This is a genomic window from Pseudobutyrivibrio ruminis (genome assembly GCF_015057245.1).
Lineage (GTDB): Bacteria > Bacillota > Clostridia > Lachnospirales > Lachnospiraceae > Pseudobutyrivibrio > Pseudobutyrivibrio ruminis_E.
In genome coordinates, this window is record NZ_SVET01000003.1 from 12556 (window position 1) to 31431 (window position 18876).

An 18876-nucleotide genomic window follows, 5' to 3' on the forward strand; every position below is an offset into this window, starting at 1 on the left:
CTATTCGCTTTATATTTTAAAAAAACGGCAGGCTAAAACGCCTACCGTTATAAAAGAATGCAAGTTTTGCATCTACTACTTTGTTAATAACATCATAATCTTATTTGATCTAGCAACAAACTCTGTCATAGCTTCTGGTGAAAGTGGTGCATTTGCAATCTTTGCTAAATCGTAAAGCTGAGCTGCAAATGTAGGTACATTCTCTGAATCCTTGTTATTAAGGATGTACTTAACTAAGTCATTGTTTGCATTAAGTACAAGTGTCTCAGAAGCTGAGCCAAACATACTCATATCCATGCCGCCCATAGCATACATCTTCATCATATCCTGCATACGACGGCTCTCTTCTGATACTGTAATCATAGAAGAAAGATCTTTATTCTTGAACTTTTCTACCTTAACTTCAAGACCTTCGTTGCCTAAAGCTTTTCTAAATACATCTGTAAGTGTCTCTGTTTCAGACTTAAGCTCGTCCTCAGATGTTTCCTCAACCATAGAATCTGTAACATCAGCATCGATTCTGCAGAACTTGTAGTTCTCATTTCTCTGTTCAAGCTGAGTAATAAATGAAGTATCAATTGCATGATCAAGGATTACAGCATTCATGCCCTGCTCTTTGAACATGTTGATGTACTGGCCCTGCTGAGCAACATCTGTTACATAGTAAACAGTCTTTCTTGTATCCTCTGGCTCTTTATTATCATCAGCATCCTTTGTTTCATCAGCATCCTTTGCCTCATCAACAACCTCTGCCTCGACCTTTTCACCATTTTCATCTGTAGCTTTTTCTTCTTCCTTAACTAAGAGCTCAGGAAGTGTGATGTACTTGTCGTTGATATCCTTGAAGAGGATGTAATCGTTCATCTTATCGCAGAACTTGTTATCCTTTAAGCAGCCAAACTTGATGAATGGAGCGATGTCATCCCAATATTTCTCATAAGATTCTTTTTCTGTTTTGCACATACCAGTAAGCTTGTCAGCAACCTTTTTAGTAATGTACTCAGAAATCTTTGTAACAAATCCATCATTCTGAAGTGCAGAACGTGATACATTAAGTGGAAGGTCTGGACAATCAATAACACCCTTAAGAAGCATCAAGAACTCAGGGATGACCTCTTTAATATTATCAGCAATGAATACCTGATTGTTGTAAAGCTTGATTGTACCTTCGATTGAATCATACTCAGTGTTAATCTTAGGGAAGTATAAAATACCCTTGAGATTGAATGGATAATCCATGTTGAGGTGAATCCAGAAAAGTGGCTCCTTGTAGTCATGGAATACATCACGATAGAATGCCTTGTATTCTTCCTCTGTACACTCTGAAGGATTCTTAGTCCAAAGTGGATGTGTCTCATTAAGAGCTACTAGACGCTTAACAATCTTAAGCTTGTCCTTTGCAGGAGAAACCTCTACCTGTTCCTTCTCGCCTTTTTCATTTTCTTTTTCTTCAAACTTAGCATCCTCATGGATTTCTTCGATAACCTTGTCTGTGTCAAGCTTGTCAGCTGCATCGATAGTCTCATACTCCTCTGGAGCATCCTTCTTTGAAAGGAAAATCTCTGTAGGCATGAATGAACAGTATTTCTCGATGACTTCGCGAGCTCTATATTCATTAGCAAACTCGAGGCAATCTTCATTTAAGAATAATGTGATTTTAGTACCTACCTGGTCCCAATCACCATCGCCCATTTCGAACTCAGTGCCGCCATCGCATTCCCAATGAACTGCTGTAGCGCCATCCTTGTATGAAAGTGTATCGATGTGTACTTCATCAGCTACCATAAATGCTGAGTAGAAACCAAGACCGAAGTGACCAATAATCTGATCAGAATCAGCCTTGTCCTTATATTTCTCAAGGAAATCAGTAGCACCAGAGAAAGCGATTTGATTGATATATTCATCTACCTCATCTGCTGTCATACCAAGACCATTATCAATGAATGTAAGTGTCTTGTCCTCAGGGCTAACGATAACCTGAATCTTTGCCTTATAATCAAGTGGGAGTGAATACTCTCCCATCATATCCAACTTCTTGAGCTTAGTGATAGCATCGCAACCATTTGAAATAAGCTCTCTATAGAAAATGTCGTGATCAGAGTATAACCACTTCTTAATCACTGGAAAAATATTTTCACTTGTAATTGATAAACTACCTTTTTTGTTACTCATAATTACGTCACTCCTTTGTGTTAATCTCACTGAAATATATGATAATACTGCAAATTTTCAAAGTCAATAAAAAATTAGCACTCATATACAATGAGTGCTAATAGTATAATTTTTTATCAAATCCAGTAGTCCTTCATAGGAAGAAATCTCTGCTGCCGAGATGTTATCATACCTGTCTGATATTGCTCTTTTACAAGCATTTCCTATTGCAAAAATCTGCGATGGCATTTTATCTCCTAAAATCTCAGCTCCAAACAATGCATTACTGGCGCTAGTAAACACTGCACCATCATAGGATGATATTTCTTCTAAATCACTATCAGTAATAGATACTTCAAGCTTTTCGTTTTTATATACAGGAATCTTGTTTAATAGAATTCTATTATCAAGATTTGCTTCAAAATCCTCGGACATGTTTGAAGCGCACAGCCAGTATACTTTACCACCACTTACAATCTTTTCGCTAATTTTCAGAGCCAAATCTTTACCATTTTGTGCTTCTGATATCACATCTGCTCTCACCCCAAAAGATTCTAGAGCCGACGCAGTTTTTGCTCCTATGGCAGCTATCTTAACAGAACCAATACTTCTAATATCTTTTTTTGAAACCTCATATAAATTATAAAAGAAAGCCTTTACACCATTTGCACTGGTAAACACGATGTAATCACTTGGCTGAGTTAATTCTAAGAAACCAAGATCAATTTCTAATGGAACAATCTTTCCACTATCAACAGTGTAGACTTGAGCGCCCAATTGTATCAGCTGCTCTTCCAACTTATTAGTTTTCTCATACGAAAACTTCTCACCGAAACCGTAATTAAATCCTATAATCTTTGGGAGAAAATACCTTTTGCCGAATAATGGGCGCTTTTCAAATAAAGACAGTCTATCTGACATAGCAACCACATCTCCCACCACAATTATAGATGGGGAAACAAGATTTGCCTTTTCAACCAAATCCGATATATCAGCTAAAGTCCCCACACATTTCTTTTGCTTATTAGTGGTAGCATTAGAAATAACTGCCGCTGGAGTCTTTGGCGAACGGCCGGCATTGATTAGCCCTTCTGCTATTTCACCAACATGTGATAACCCCATCAAAAACACAAGGGTCACATCCTCCTCAAGGAGCTGACTATAATCAATATCCGCAGCCTCATCTTTTCTACTGTGAGCCGTTATAACCTGAAAGCCTTTTGCCAATCCTCTATGTGTAATTGGAATGCCTGCTGCAGAAAGAGCTGCTATAGGTGACGTTACACCAGAAACCACCTCTACATTTACACCTCTTTCAAGAAGATATAATGCTTCTTCTCCGCCTCTTCCAAATACATAACTATCGCCCCCTTTTAGGCGAACGACAAGGTTATACTCTTTAGATTTCTCATATAATAGCTCATTTATATTCTCCTGTTTCATGGTATGATTATGATTTTCTTTTCCAACAAAAATCTTCTCACAACCATCAGGCGTCATTTCCAGAAACTTTTTATTTAGAAGTCTGTCGTAAATAACACAGTCTGCTTTTTTTAAGTATTCTGCTCCTTTTAAAGTGAGCAGGCCCCACTCACCTGGACCTGCTCCAACTAAAACTACTTTGTTTAGTTCTGACATACTAATCCTCCAGCTGTTTTCGAATAACCAAAACAGCCTTATCAATCATTTCTTCTGTAGCTTTTTCTCCCGACACAACAGTCTTTGCAATTTTGCTTCCATCCTCTGTGCCAAACAAAGCCCTAAGCTCGTAGCCTTTATCTGTAACACATGCATATGCTCCTATTGGTAAATGGCAATCGCCACCAATTTTCTTTAGGAAGCCTCGCTCTAAATATGTGATATTTCGTATTACTTCATCCGAGAAAGAGTTAACCATCTCTAAAAGCTCTTCATTATCTGCTTTTAGTTCAATAGCCAGTGTGCCTTGAGCTGGTGCGGGAATCATGTCTTGTATACTTACATACTGAGATATTTCCGATTCCAAACCTAAACGCTTTAATCCTGCTGCCGCAAGCACAATTCCATCAAGCTTTGTTCCGTCAGGAAGTCCCTCTCTAAGCTTTCTGATTCTAGTATCAATATTTCCTCTTATTGGAAAGATATTGATATCTGGCCTAAGTGCAAGAAGTTGATAAGAACGTCGCTTGCTACCTGTTGCAATATTGGCTCCTTTTGGTAGGTCCTCCAAGGATTCTGCGTCATTGAGAACCAACACATCTCTAGCATCCTCCCTATCCCAAGGATCAGCAAAAATAAGACCATCCTTTAGCGTATCTGGCATATCCTTCATCGAATGAACCGCAAGCTGAATTTCTCCAGATAAAAGTGCCTTTTCAATCTCATCAGTAAAAATTCCCTTGGAGCCCAATGCATCCAAGGGTCTATTTTGATCCAAATCTCCTGTTGTTTTGATTACTACTAATTCATAATCATTTTCTGGAAATCTTTCTTTTAATTTTTCTAATACGTAATTTGACTGTGCTAAGGCTAGCTTAGAGCCACGAGTTCCAATTCTAATTTTCATCAATTAATCCTAGTAATAGTATTCCTCTGAATAGATTCGCAAATCCTCTTTACTCACTTGCCCATCTTCAATATGAAAACTGTTGAGCACCGGATTTTTTGCCATTAAAGAAAGAATCATATAGCTAGCCTTTGAATCGTAGGCCAGCTTTATATCCTCCAAAGATGGTCTAGATGGCGATTCTGGATGAGAATGCCAATTGCCTATAGGCTTCAATCCAAGTGTTCTCATATCCTTGATTGCAGTCATTTGATCCTTAGGATCAAGTGTAAAATGATCATTTGCGTGGTCAATGTTCTCTAAGTAGTATACCTTTTCTATAGTAAATCCGCCATCTGTTTCTTTACCAGCAATCAACCCACAAGCTTCCTCTGGCAAATGATTTTTTGCATATTCTACCAACTCATCGTAAATACGATAATTCAGTCTAATTATTTTCATTTTTAACCTCGAATCTACCTGCTGTTTCCTCGCATACTTCCTGCTCATAATCAATAAGCTCTGTGATTGTAGGATTAGCACCACAAACAGGACATTTGCTTGTATCATGTGGAAGCTTAATCTTTCTGAAGTCCTGGTTTACAGCATCGTATGTTAGAAGCTTTCCTGTTAATAAATCACCAACACCAACAATATATTTGATTGCTTCCATTGCCTGAAGCGAACCGATCACGCCGCCCATTGCACCAATAACTCCTGCCTGTTTGCAGGTTGGTACTGCATCCTTTGGTGGTGGATTTTTAAAGACACATCTGTAGCAAGGGCCTTCCCCTGGAACGTACGTCATAAGCTGCCCCTTAAAGCGAATGATACCTGCATGGCTGAATGGTTTCTTTTCCATAACACATGCATCATTTATAAGAAACTTTGCTGGGAAATTATCTGTACCGTCAATTATAAAATCGTATTCACGAATTAGTTCGCGAATGTTTGTTGAATCCACAAACTTATGATAGGTTTTCACTTCAACATCAGGATTCATGGCGTTCATAGTTTCCTTTGCAGATTTTACCTTTGGCTTACCAATATCTGCAGTACTATGGATAATTTGACGCTGAAGATTTGATAAATCAACTTCATCCGCATCTACGATACCAATTTTCCCTACACCTGCTGCTGCAAGATACATTGCTGCTGGTGCACCCAGACCACCTGCCCCGATAATTAGAACACTGGCATTTAAAAGTTTTTTCTGTCCCTTTGCTCCTACTTCTTTAAGGATGATGTGGCGACTGTAGCGTTCAATCTGTTCATCTGTCATTGCCATTAACAGCCACCTCCCATGAAGTAAAGGAACTCAACAGAATCACCTTCCTTTAAAACAGTAGACTCTTTCTCTTCTGTTGGAACAAACTCATCATTGATTGAAACTGTAACATACTGAGGTGTTTCCACATCCTCAATTTCAATAAGCTCTGGTAATGTCAAACCATCCTTATATTCTTTCTTTTCGCCTGAAACTGTGATTGTCATTTTATTATCCTCCAATAAATTAAATATAGTCTTCTAACCACTCAACTAGCTCATCATACTCTCTTGGGCCTACCTGCTTGCCAACAGCCTTGCCCTCTTTAAAAAGAATAAGAGTAGGATTCGCCTTAATTTCATACTCTTCAACAAGCTTTGTATCATAGTTTGTATTAACCTTAAATACATTAAGCTTGCCTTCGTACTCCTCTTCAATATCACAAAGAGTTGGAGCCAACTTTTTGCATGTAATGCATGAATCAGAATAAAAATCCACTACAACTGGCACGTCACTTTCAAGTACCCTTGATTCAAAATCATCTGTATAAATTCTTGTAGCCATACTTACTCCTCCACTTTTCTTACAAACAATGTATATGTTCCATCCTCATTGTCATTAAGCTTCAAAATTTGGTGGCCATCCTCTTTAAATGAACGAGGTACGTTTTGTACTGGCTCGCCATCATTCATGCGGACAGCCAAAATCTGTCCATCGTCAAGCTCTTCGATTGCTACCTTGGCAGTAACAAAAGTCAAAGGACAAACCTTATCTGTGATATCTACCGCTTCATCATATTCTAATAATTCACTCATACTAAACCTCCTAGTCCGGCAGTTACGGCTACAAGCCTACTGCCCATCTAATAATCTACTTACCCTGATAAGCTTTATCCAACACCTCGCGTAAGCCTTCGTCGCCGAGGCGAGTAAGTGTTGCTCGGAAACGTTCTGATGGTTTTGCGTTGGCCTCAAAATAATCAATTGCTGCGTCTGTCACTCTGAAAAGAGTTTCCTTGTCGCGAATGATTGGAACCAATTCCTCTGCCTTATAAATTTTGTTACCAAATGTTCCACCGAAGGAAACAATATATCCAGGTGTGCCTACCCATGCATCTGTAGGACAACTCTTTACGCAACGCGCGCAGTGATTACACTTTGCATTGTCGATTTCAACCTTGCCGTCCTTCATAGTAAGTGCACCTTCTCGGCAAGCCTTTACACAAACGCCACAGGAAATACAAGCATCTTCCTTGTATTCTACGGTCATGCCGCCCTTTACACCCACATCATTTTCCTCTGCCTTAAGACAGTTGTTTTGACATCCTGTAACACCAAACTTAAACTTGTGAGGTAACTCTCTACCAAAATATCTATCATTAAGTTCCTGGGCCAATGTATATGTATCTATACATCCACTTGGACAGATTTCAGAGCCCTGACACGCTGTGATAGTACGAACTCTAGGACCACATACTCCGGTGTATACACCACCTTCCTTTAGCTCTTCCTTTACTTTTTCCAAATCATTGACATGAATAAATGGAATCTCAATACCTTGACGGCTTGTCATATGAACATAGCCATGTCCATATTTTTCAGCTACTTCAGCAACAGTTTTGATTGCACTTGCATCAAGATTTCCGCCTACTACAGCAAGTCTTAAAGAACCATAACCTTTTTGTTTTTGACTCATGAAGCCGCCAGCCTTCAAAGCCTTGTAATCAATTTTTTCTGCCATCTCTACTCCTTTTATATTGCATTTTTGAAGTCTTCAATAAGATCTTCAACATCCTCTATACCTACGCTTATACGAATTAAATCATCATATACACCAGCATCTTCCAATTCTTTTTCAGTGCTATGCAATGAAATAGTTGATGCAGGATGAACAACCAGTGTTTTGGTATCTCCTATGTTGGACAATATATAAGGAATTGTCAGGTTGTTCATGATTTCAAAGGCTTTTTCCTTGCTTCCAACTCTAATAGTAAGAATTGCGCCGTAACCTTTATCTAATATCGTATTTGCGATATCGTTCCATTTACTAGATTTAAGCCCCGGATAATTAACAATCACATCTGGATATGTTTCCTCTATCCACTTCGCAAGTAAAAATGCATTGCTGCACTGCTTTTCCATTCTAAGTCCCAGTGTCTCAAGACCGATAACATTTAAATATGCATTAAATGGAGAAAGACAGGTTCCTATATTTCTATATAGTCCGTTTCTTAATTTAGCAATATATGCCATTGGTCCGAATTTTAAATATTCTCCTAAAATAGAATATTTTTCCTTGTCCCATTTAAAATGCCCGCTATCTGTAAGCACACCGCTTATAGAATTGCTGCTTCCGTTTATGTATTTTGAAGATGAATTAACAACAATATCAGCCCCATGCTCTATCGCTCGAATCAAATATGGTGTTGCAGTAGTATTATCAACTATTAACGGTACTCCATGGGCATGTGCTATTTCAGCAAGTCTATCAATATTAGTTACGTCCAAACAGGGATTCCCGATGGTCTCTGCAAATACCACCTTGGTACGGTCGCTAAAAGCCGCCTCTATTTCATCCCAGTTATTGTTTTCTACATATTTGGTATTAATGCCAAACGCTTCTATATCTCTAAATAAATCGATTGTGCCTCCGTATAAGCTGGCGCTGGATATGATTTCATCTCCTGCTTTTAGGATATTGAGAAGTGCCATAGAAAGTGCTGCCATTCCCGACGCACAGGCAACGGAAGCCATTCCGCCTTCCAGCTTTGTTATTCGTTCCTCAAAAGCTGTGATTGTAGGATTTGCCACTCGAGTGTAACAATATCCCATCTTTTTGTTTTCAAAAATCCCTGCTAAATCCTCTGCTGATTCCTGTGCGAAAGCACTACTTTGAAATATAGGAGGAAATGTTGCTCCATTAGGCTGTTTTTTCACTCCCTCATGGAGAAGTCTAGTATTGAAATTCATGTAATCCCCCCTCTCATTATCTTATTACCTACTAGGTTGATAGGATAATAACAGATGCTGACATTCACTTCAATATAGCTAGTTCCTAAATAAAATTAGAACTAGCTATAAATGAAATTTATATCAATGCAAAATTGTGTATTATCCCTTTATTGCTCCTGATGTAAGACCCGAAATAATCCTCTTTTGGCATATAAGAACCACAATAATAATTGGAATTGTTGCAACGATTGATGCTGCTGACATATCCCCCCAAGGAACTGAGTATTCTCCTGGGAACATTGAGATTGCGATTGGAACAGTTCTCATTTCGTCTTTTGTAACAAGTACAAGAGCAAACATAAACTCATTCCAAGCAGATATAAATGCAATGATTGCTGTAGTAAATAATCCCGGAAATGATAGCGGCAATACTACTTTCCAGATTACATCTCTTCTTCTTGCTCCATCAATCTTCGCTGCTTCCTCAAGCTCAAATGGCAGTGTCTTTATGAATGCTATTAAAGTCCATATTGCCATTGGCAATGTAAGTATTACGCTTGGAAGTATTAATCCAAGATATGTATTTAATAGATGTAACTGTCTAAAAATAATAAACATAGGCGTTACTATTGCTATTAATGGAAACATATTTGCAAGAAGTATTATGTTTTGCCAGAATTTCTTAAATTTAAACTTGAATCTGACAAACGCATAAGCTGCAGGAAATGCAACAACAACTGTTAGAAGCATAGCTCCAACTGCTACTATAATGCTGTTTAGCAAGTACACCTGAAGATGATGATTTACAAATACACTTTTATATAAATCTAATGAAAATCTACTTGGCCACAGCTCTGTAGGCATCTTAGTAATATCTGCCGGATCTTTTATGGATGTTATTACCTGCCAGTAAAACGGAAATACGATAATTATCATAAACACCAGCAAGCCAACTATATAAAATATCTTCTTACCTATAATTGCTGATTTTGATTTCATCTAGTCCTCCGTTTTAAGTGTTCTAATATATACAAAGCTAAGTATCATTATCATTAATGTGATAATGGTAGACATCGCTGAACCAAGTCCAAAATTCATATCTCCGAAAATATACTTGTATGCCTTGTATAATAAAGTTGCTGTAGAATTTGCAGGTCCACCACCTGTAATTCCATAGATAATATCAAAGATTCTGATAGCTCCCATTGTTCTAAATAAAAGAACTATAAGAATAATCCCCTTTAAATTTGGCAATGTTATTTTGAAAAATTGCTGTATTGTTCCAGCTCCATCCACACTTGCAGATTCGTAAAGCTCCTTAGGGATAGTTTGAAGTCCTGCTAAGAGCATTAGCGCTATGTATGGGAACTGTTTCCATGTATCGGCAACTACAACTACAAACATTGCCCAATGCTTGTTTGCAAGAAATGTAATAGGATTGTCTATCAAGCCAAGACCTTCTAGAATTACATTTATTACGCTAAGCTGATCATTAAACATAAATGAAAACATGTAAGCAATGATAATTCCTGGAATTGCCCAAGGTATCAATATAATAGTTCTTATTATCCCCACATATCGTTTTGCACTATTCATAAATAATGCTGCTGTAAGACCAACAAACAATTCCACTGTCATAGATAAAATTGCAAACACTGCAGTGTTTTTAAACACCTCCCAGAAGGAGGGATCCGTCAAAAGCTTTATATAATTATCTAGTCCTACAAAATGTATATTTAACGGATCCGTTAGAACCCTATATTGAAAACTGTATGTAAATGTAATCAGTATTGGTATAATTCCAACTCCTCCTATTAATAGAATTGCTGGAGCTATACTCAAATATCCAATTAAGTTTTCTTTTATAGTCTTAGTCATAAATCTATTTCCTTATTGCATTTCTGCTAATGCCTCGTTTAGTTTTGTATCCAATGTTTCAAGCGCTTCTTCGTTGCTAAGCTCGCCTGTAAGTGCTTTGTGAATATACTCAGCAAAGAGAGTTGATACTGTAGAGTAATCTCTTACCTGTGGTCTTGGTTCAGCTGCATCTGCCGCATCCTTTACAGCTGCAATATATGGCTGCTCGCTAAGAACCTCTTCGTCATCATAAACATCTGCAACTACTGGGAAAGTTCCTCTCTTGAGAGCTGAAATCTTCTGTGCCTCGTAGCTAGACATATATTCAGCAAATGCCTTTGCAGCCTCTGTCTGCTCTGAATATGCATTAACTGCAAATGCCCATCCACCAAGAGTTCCTGATGATGAAGAACCATTTGGTCCTGTAGGAAGTGCAGCTACACCCACTTTGCCAACTACCTGGCTGCCTTCCTCTGTCTGAGTAAGTGCATAAGCACTTGTCCAGTTACGCATGAATAATGCATTTCCTTCTTCAAAAATTGCTCTTGAATCTGCAGGCTTGTGGGTAAGCACACCTTCTGGTGAAACTCCTGATGAGATAAGCTCCTCTACAAATTCAAGTGACTCTACTGAATTTGAGCTATTAAGCTTAAACTCTCCATTTACCAAGTCCTGACCACCATTTTGTTTGATGAACTCTAGCATGTTGCAGCTTGTAGGCTCGCCCTGGAACATCTGGAATAAATATCCATATTCAATTCCGTCTTTGCCAACGTATTCATTTGAAAGCTCCACCAACTCGTCCCATGTTGTTGGAGGTGTATCAATAATGTCTGATCTGTAATAAAGCAATCCAACATCTGTGTAATCTGGATAAGCATAAGCTCGATCATTGTAATAAACAGTTGAAAGAGGTCCGCCTAAATACTGATCTGCAATTGGCTCAATATCTTCTGTCACATCTGCAAGCCATCCTGCTGCTGCAAACTGAGAAACCCAAATGATGTCACATTCAAATACATCAGGGCTTGAATCTCCTGCTGCAAGAGATGTCATAAGACTTTCTTTAATATCATCACTTGCTCCTGGAAGACTTTCATGATTTACAACCACGTTTGGATATACTTTGTTAAATGCTTCAATCATCTCATCCAAAGCACCAGTTTGATCATTGGCACTTACAAAAGTAATTTCACCAGAAATGTCCTCTGGACTTGTAGCTTCATCTGTAGCAGATGCTGCACTTGCACTTGTTGATGATGATTCGTTGCCACAGCCTGCAAAGCTGGCTGCCACCACTGACGTTGCTAGTAAAAGTCCTAATAATTTTTTCTTCATATTCCTCACCTTTTCCCTTTCATTCTAGAATTGATTAAATTATTTAATTAAATAGGCCGAAAAAAAAAGCAACCTATTAAATTCCAAGCCCTTTTTGCCATCCTTCATCCTCTAACTGGGAGCTTATATTGTTGAACTCAAACTGCTTTAACCTTCTAAATGTCTCCTCTGACAGCTCTACATCTCCCATAGGATACATTCTATGTAAAGAAGCATACTTGCTCTCTCCTAGACGATGATATTTTAAAAGCTCATACCTGACGTTGTTCTTGCAACGGATAAAATCTGCAATACTTCCAATAGCCTCTTCTGTATCATTTACTCCCGGAATAACTGGTGTTCTAACCTGAATAGGCAAATCTGGATATGCTCTTGATATGGTATTAAAGTTATCCAGGATTACTTCGTTGCTAACACCTGTAACCTTCTTATGCATATTGTCATCAAGCGTCTTAATATCCATCAATAAATAATCCAGTTTTCCTGCTATTTTTATAAAATCTGCTGCTGTCCCAAAACCAGTAGTTTCAATTGCTGTGTTGATTCCATTTTTCTTTGCTTCTCTAAGGAGCTGATATGTAAACTTAGGCTGCATTAAAGGTTCTCCGCCGCTGATTGTTAAACCGCCTTCCTCGTCACCATAAAAGATAGAATCACGATCTATCTGCTTTATCACCTCAGAAACAGTTGTCTCATAACCTATGACGTGTAGTGCCTTCGATGGGCAGACTTTATCTATAGCAGCTGCATCCCCATCATCTAAACTATCCCAATACAGTTCATCCTCTGAAAAATATGGACTGCATTTTAGACTTGCTCTACTGCACTCTCCACATCCTATGCACTTGTTTTTTGTCCATGCTAATTGAGGTGATGGAATTTGCGATTCAGGATTAGCACACCATTTACACCTTAAAGGACATCCCTTTTCAAAAACGACGGTCCTAATCCCCGGGCCGTCGTGAACTGAAAACCTTTGAATATTAAATATTAATCCCTTTGTTTCATTCATAACTATGCTATCTCATCATGTGCAGTTCTATTAACAACATCGTCCTGTAGATTTGGAGACAATTCAACAAAGTATGCACTATAGCCTGCCACTCTAACCAGCAAGCTTCGATAGTTCTCTGGATGAGCCTTTGCATCAAGCAATGTCTCTTTGTTTATAATGTTGAACTGTAAATGCCAAAGCTTTAAATCTCTCCAGCTCTTTATAAACTGAACGAGTTTCTTGGTTCCAATATCTCCTGCCACACTTGCTGGTGTCAGCTTAATATTTAGCAATCTGGCAGCTCGATTATTATAATTAGTGTTCTTTGTGTGATAGTTAGACAATAATACAGCTGTTGGTCCATGCTCATCTGCTCCCTGTGAAGCTGATGAACCATCAGATAATGCCGTTCCAGCAAATCGGCCATTTGGAGTTGCCCCAACAACAGTTCCGAATGGTACATTAACTGACTGAGATACATATCTTAAGTCCATATAGATTCCTATATTTTTTGCATATTGATTTACAAAGCTTACAGCCTCTTTATCAATTCTTTTTGCAATGGAATCGACGTATTCGTCATCGTTTCCATACTTAGGTGCGTTTAATAAACGCTGTCTTATAGGTTCTGCCCCTTCAAAATTGTCCTTGAGGGCCTGAAGTAAATCACTCCAGCTAATAGTTTCATCTTCGTAAACACACTTTTTTATAGCAGCCAATGAATCAGCAACGGTTCCAAATCCTATAAAATCAAAGAAGCCTGCATCAAATCCGCCATCTATCTTTTCACTATGCAAATCCTTGCCTGCTTTCATGCAAAGCTTATGAAGTGAAGATCCCAGTGGAGAAGCAAAATGCTTTGGACGTGTTCTGTTTGCCACAAATTGCTGTCTTAGAGCCTGCTTTAATAAATATCTCTCCTGGGCAACAAATGCATTTTCCAATTCTTCATAGGATTTGAATGTAGAAACATCACCTGTTTCTATTGTTAACAGCTCATCTCCATACTTTGCCATTCTTCCGTTGTACAATGTCAGCTCTAAAATAGCTGCCAGGTTGATAAATGGACATGGTGTTGTAAATGTGTCAAGATTTGGCATTCTCACTTCTGTACAACCTGATACTGCATAATCATTAGCTGATGCAAAATCCGCTCCCTTCGATACAAGGATAGGAATAATTTCCTCATCGTTAATAAGCTTTGGAAAACCTGAGCCATCCTTTATGGTAATTGCGATTTCCTTAAGAAATCTCTCAGGTGAACCAGCATGCACACGAGCTGCTAAATCCGGATAGTTTAATGGGAACTCTCTCTTATCCTCCAGTAAAAGATATGACAAATCATTTGTTGCATCATATCCGTCTTCATCCACACCACCGATTGTCACTGCTTCCCAGTGAGCATATCCTTCATGGAATTTAACACCTGCAGGACTCACAAACAAATCCTGATACTGAGCCATAGCAAGCCATACGCATCTGAATAATTCCTTTGCTTTTTCAGGTGTAATTCTGCCTTCCTTTAAATCCTTTTCATAGTATGGATATAGGTACTGGTCCATACGTCCATTGGAAATTGTTGCTCCTGTCTTTTGTTCAAGACGAGAGAACATCTGAATAAACCACTGTGCCTGTAATGCCTCATGGAATGTTTCTGCAGGTTTCGCTGGCACCTTGTAGCAGATTCTTGCAATTTCTAAAAGCTCCTGCTTCCTTTTTTGACTTGATTCGATTTCAGCAAGTCTTTTGGCTTCATCACCATGACGCCTTGCCCACAGGATAATTGCATCACTTACGATGATGATGCTTTCATAAAACTCAGCTTTATCAACGGTATCCTTTGGATCAAACTCATCTAAGTTATCAAGTGCTGTCTTGGCTTCTGACTTAATAGCTTCAAATCCTAAGTCAATTCCTTTTTTATAATCGTGAACCCACTGTAATGCTGAACGCATTGACGAAGATTCATTCAGAATAAATCTTGAAGAGAACAAATCCTTTGGATCATATGTAATCTTAAGTACATCCTTTGGCATTGCATGTGCAAAATCCTCATAATAAGTTTTGCCTTCCCAATATGGTGCTATTTCATTTTCAATTACTTTTATATCCTCTTCATCAATTTCGAATGGCGATTCCACTCTGCTGCTTGCCTGTTTTACAAACTGTCTAAGGAAGCAGCCATCAAGCTCTGGATATATTATTCCGTATTTACCAGCTTTACCGCCTCGTCCTACTATTAGCTGATCTTCATCTATTACTACATCAATCTTTTCTGCTATGTTGTATAAAGCCTTGGCCCATCTTAAAGATAGAGCCTGGCCTTCTGTTTCTTTAAAAGACTCTGTAAAATATTTAGCTCTTTGAACATCTACAACAGACTTTGAATTTTGAAAGCTATCGTATATACGTTGTTCACGACCGAATAATTTTACTTTTCCCTTATTTTTTTCAATCCTCTCCTCCTGAGGAGATAATAATACATTAGACATTTTATACATCCTCCTACATCTACCTACTCACTTAGTAGGTTGATAGGATAATAACAGATGCTGGATTCTACTTCAATATAGCTAGTTCCTAAATAAAATTAGAGCTAGCTATAAATCATATTTATAGCTAGCTCTTTACTCTTAATACTACCGTATTTACGTACTATTTTATTTATCATAGTCATCTAGGAAGTGATGCTTTACTCCATCCTGCTTGTAAGCTATTACAGTAGCAAGATTTACATTCTCAACACTTCTGAAGATATTCGACTCTACATAAGGATTAACCTTCTTTAGCTCTGCAATAAGATTTCTTGTTTCAAGACGCTTTGAAGCGCTTGTACCATCTACTGAACAGCTGTCACATGTCTCTGTGAAATGACATGCACACTGAAGGAAGTGTAATCCGTTGTATCTTTGCCATGCAATAATATCATCCTGTCTAACAAGATAAAGTGGACGAATCAATTCCATGCCTTCAAAGTTTGTGGAATGAAGCTTTGGCATCATTGTCTGAATCTGAGCTCCGTAAAGCATTCCCATAAGGATTGTTTCGATAACATCGTCGTAGTGATGACCAAGGGCGATTTTGTTGCACCCTAATTCCTTTGCCTTTGAATATAAGTGACCTCGGCGCATTCTAGCACACAAGTAGCATGGATTCTTTTCAACAGTATCTACGGCATCGAAAATATCGCTTTCGTAGATAACGATTGGTATTCCCATAAGCTTTGCGTTGCTCTCAATGAGGCGACGATTTACCTCACTGTATCCAGGATCCATAACAAGGAAGGTAAGCTCAAAATTAACCTTTTGATGCCTTTGAATTTCCTGGAAAAGCTTTGCCATCAGCATGGAATCCTTACCACCTGAAATACAAACAGCGATATGGTCTCCTTCTTTTATAAGCTCATACTCCTTGCAAGCTCTGGCAAATGGGGAGAATAAGCTCTTGTGGAACTTCTTTCGAATACTCTTTTCTATTTCTGCTCTCTGCTCCTTAAGCTCATCGTCTGCCTCTGAGTTTTGCTTATCCATCATGTATGAAAGGTAGCTGTTGTATCCGCCCTTAAGACTGACAGCATCAAAGCCCTGCTCTGTAAGAAGTCCTGCATCATCTATTGAAACCTGACCTCTTGTGCAATATAAAACAATCTGCTTTGATTTATCTAGCTTGGACATTACGCTATCTAAATCAACTTCAAATAATTCATGGGTGATGCTTATTGCCTCAGGAATCATGCCATATTTCAGGCTTCCTTCATTTCTGGTATCAACCAGCATGTATTTATCTTTATCAAGCTTTGTAAGCTGTTCAAATGTGATTTCTCTCATAAAATACCTCATTAAACAACACAAAAGCAGATGTTATAACATCTGCTTTGAAGTTCTCCTATCAAATTGGTAGGCTATAATATACTATTTTCTTTTTGATGATTTGTCAATTTCTTTCGATCCATTACTTTTACAGGTATACACGTTAGACACCACAGCAATAATTACTATTATCAAAAATATAATCCAACTTTTGAAATCATTTATATTTTCCATAGCACAACCTTCTCTATAAGATTATAGCTTTTTATCAAGCCAACTCCATAACTTATACATTGCTACACCCCAGATTAAAAATAAAACAATATGAATCCACATTGGAAAAGCTGATTTAAAATGCTCCCCATTTACATACTTTGAAAACTGTGGAATGTCAGCATAATAATATGCACCTGCGCCAAAGTCCAAACTATCAATTAGTCCAATGCCATTTGCCATAATATATAGCACTACAGCTACCACTCCTATCATAAATATGATTCCTATTATTTTTATAATTTTTTTCAATGTAGATTTCATATTTATCATCTCCTAAAAAGTTAGTTCAATACTGGAATAGGGAAAATTTTTCCAGAAAGAAGTACATATACTGCTATAAATGTAAGAAGGATATTAAACAACTGTCCTACTATATAAAGAACCAGTGGCTTTCCTCCCCTAAACTGTTCCTTAATTTCTCTGAAGTTTGTATCTAGTCCAATGCTTGTAAATGCAAGAACAAATGCCCAATTCTTGTATTGATCAAGAACTCCATTGATACTTGAAACAGATTCACTACCTACTGCAGGAAGGAAAATGAATGATGCAATAAGAGATGCTGCAAAGAAGCCCAAGATAAATTTTGGAAGTCTATACCAAATCTCTGCTGCCGAAACATTTGTTTTTCCATCTCCATTTTCCACTCTTGTAGAGAAGAAAATTGCTACCGCAAATGCGATAAATCCAATAAGAATATTCTGAATAGATTTTACAAGTACTGCTGCTGTCTGTGCTGTTTCTCCAAGTGCAGTTCCTGCTACTGTAACAGCTCCTGTTGAGTCAATTGTTCCGCCGATAAGAGCACCTCCCATAAGCTCTCCAAGGCCTGTAGCCTTTATCAAAATTGGCTCGAATACCATCATGATTACTGTAAAGATTATTGAAATTGAAACTGCAAGAGAAAGATCTGTTTTCTTTGCCTTTGATGAAGCACCTGCTGCTATTGCTGCCGATGTACCGCAAACAGATGTTGCAGTCGCAAGTGTGATAACTAATGGCTTATTGTCAATCTTTAATACCTTTGTTCCAAAAAACCACATAAAGATAATGACAACTGGAGTAACTATCCATGCTATGCCAAGACCGTACAGTCCAAAGTTGATGATGTTAGAAAACAATACAGAAAATCCCATTACTACAAGGCCTGCCTTAATATAGTATTCTGTTTGAACAGCTGGCTTAAGCCATTGTGGAACTCCAACTGTATTTGAGATAACAAGACCAACAATAAGTGCCCAGAAAGCCCACTCTAAATATCTGTTGAGTGTATACTCTGCTGAAATAAATCTAACAAGAATTGCCAGAATAAATAATACAGAATATGCTGGAATATAATCCTTTACTGATTCACCCTTTAGCTTAACTCCAGCAGTAAAAAGTGCTCCTGTAACAAGAAATGTTCGAACTAATGAAATCCAAAAACTTCCTGTAGAAAGCTGTTCAACTACACTCACTCCGTTTCCCCATGTAGAAAACTTAGCTGCACTAAAATCAAAAGCTCCCGTAAGTACTGCTATTGCTGCTACTGCGATGAGGATTGCTCCAATCCAAATTGTCAACCAATCCTCTTTCTTCCACAAATCCGAAATCTGAGATTTTGATGTTGTAACAATATCATCATTTTTCACTTGATTTCTTCCTACTGTTATATCCGCCATATCATTTTCTCCTTTCAAACTACTTATCTACTAGGTTGATAGGATATTAGC

Annotated in this window: 18 protein-coding genes; all 18 read right to left on the bottom strand. The window is 38.0% G+C overall.

Going from position 1 to position 18876, the window contains the following annotated elements:
• Nucleotides 1–75: 75 nt before the first annotated feature.
• On the bottom strand, nt 76–2172 hold the full coding sequence (gene htpG, locus E7274_RS03730) for a molecular chaperone HtpG (protein ID WP_304173859.1): 2097 nt from the start codon (nt 2170–2172) through the stop codon (nt 76–78).
• 81 nt (nt 2173–2253) lie between these two features.
• Complete coding sequence (gene cobA / locus E7274_RS03735) at nt 2254–3789, bottom strand: uroporphyrinogen-III C-methyltransferase (protein WP_304173861.1); 1536 nt, start codon at nt 3787–3789, stop codon at nt 2254–2256.
• A 1-nt stretch (nt 3790) separates the two neighbouring features.
• On the bottom strand, nt 3791–4696 hold the full coding sequence (gene hemC, locus E7274_RS03740; protein WP_304173863.1) for a hydroxymethylbilane synthase: 906 nt from the start codon (nt 4694–4696) through the stop codon (nt 3791–3793).
• Between the two features lie 9 nt (nt 4697–4705).
• The gene (locus E7274_RS03745) at nt 4706–5137 is read right to left on the bottom strand and encodes a M67 family metallopeptidase (RefSeq protein WP_304173865.1); all 432 of its coding nucleotides are present in this window, start codon (nt 5135–5137) and stop codon (nt 4706–4708) included.
• Nucleotides 5124–5963: a thiazole biosynthesis adenylyltransferase ThiF gene (gene thiF / locus E7274_RS03750; protein ID WP_304173866.1), complete on the bottom strand. Its 840-nt coding sequence runs from the start codon at nt 5961–5963 to the stop codon at nt 5124–5126. Before thiF ends, E7274_RS03745 begins: the two co-directional genes overlap by 14 nt.
• Complete coding sequence (gene thiS, locus E7274_RS03755; protein WP_304173868.1) at nt 5963–6169, bottom strand: sulfur carrier protein ThiS; 207 nt, start codon at nt 6167–6169, stop codon at nt 5963–5965. The genes thiF and thiS overlap by 1 nt, the downstream gene beginning before the upstream one ends.
• 19 nt (nt 6170–6188) lie before the next feature.
• Nucleotides 6189–6506, bottom strand: coding sequence for a thioredoxin family protein (locus E7274_RS03760; protein WP_304173870.1), 318 nt, complete (start codon nt 6504–6506; stop codon nt 6189–6191).
• Nucleotides 6507–6508: 2 nt separating this feature from the next.
• Complete coding sequence (locus E7274_RS03765; RefSeq protein WP_304173872.1) at nt 6509–6757, bottom strand: sulfurtransferase TusA family protein; 249 nt, start codon at nt 6755–6757, stop codon at nt 6509–6511.
• 55 nt (nt 6758–6812) lie between these two features.
• On the bottom strand, nt 6813–7682 hold the full coding sequence (locus E7274_RS03770) for a 4Fe-4S binding protein (RefSeq protein WP_304173874.1): 870 nt from the start codon (nt 7680–7682) through the stop codon (nt 6813–6815).
• An 11-nt stretch (nt 7683–7693) separates the two neighbouring features.
• Nucleotides 7694–8911, bottom strand: coding sequence for an O-acetylhomoserine aminocarboxypropyltransferase/cysteine synthase family protein (locus E7274_RS03775; protein ID WP_304173876.1), 1218 nt, complete (start codon nt 8909–8911; stop codon nt 7694–7696).
• A 141-nt stretch (nt 8912–9052) separates the two neighbouring features.
• Nucleotides 9053–9892, bottom strand: a complete 840-nt coding sequence (locus E7274_RS03780; protein WP_304173878.1) for a carbohydrate ABC transporter permease — start codon at nt 9890–9892, stop codon at nt 9053–9055.
• Nucleotides 9893–10771 (bottom strand): carbohydrate ABC transporter permease, encoded by an 879-nt coding sequence (locus E7274_RS03785; RefSeq protein WP_304173880.1) that lies wholly within the window; start codon nt 10769–10771, stop codon nt 9893–9895.
• A 12-nt stretch (nt 10772–10783) separates the two neighbouring features.
• Entirely contained in the window at nt 10784–12088 is a 1305-nt protein-coding gene (locus E7274_RS03790; RefSeq protein ID WP_304173882.1) for an ABC transporter substrate-binding protein, read from the bottom strand.
• Nucleotides 12089–12164: 76 nt separating this feature from the next.
• Nucleotides 12165–13100 carry a glycyl-radical enzyme activating protein gene (locus tag E7274_RS03795; RefSeq protein ID WP_304173884.1) on the bottom strand — a complete coding sequence of 312 codons (936 nt, stop codon included), beginning with the start codon at nt 13098–13100 and terminating at the stop codon, nt 12165–12167.
• Between the two features lie 2 nt (nt 13101–13102).
• On the bottom strand, nt 13103–15574 hold the full coding sequence (gene hpsG, locus E7274_RS03800; RefSeq protein ID WP_304173886.1) for a (2S)-3-sulfopropanediol dehydratase: 2472 nt from the start codon (nt 15572–15574) through the stop codon (nt 13103–13105).
• 168 nt (nt 15575–15742) lie between these two features.
• Nucleotides 15743–16909, bottom strand: a complete 1167-nt coding sequence (locus E7274_RS03805; RefSeq protein ID WP_304173888.1) for an ATP-binding protein — start codon at nt 16907–16909, stop codon at nt 15743–15745.
• A gap of 237 nt (nt 16910–17146) precedes the next feature.
• Nucleotides 17147–17428: a hypothetical protein gene (locus E7274_RS03810; protein WP_304173890.1), complete on the bottom strand. Its 282-nt coding sequence runs from the start codon at nt 17426–17428 to the stop codon at nt 17147–17149.
• A gap of 20 nt (nt 17429–17448) precedes the next feature.
• Nucleotides 17449–18825: a YeiH family protein gene (locus E7274_RS03815; RefSeq protein ID WP_304173891.1), complete on the bottom strand. Its 1377-nt coding sequence runs from the start codon at nt 18823–18825 to the stop codon at nt 17449–17451.
• Between the last annotated feature and the right edge of the window lie 51 nt (nt 18826–18876).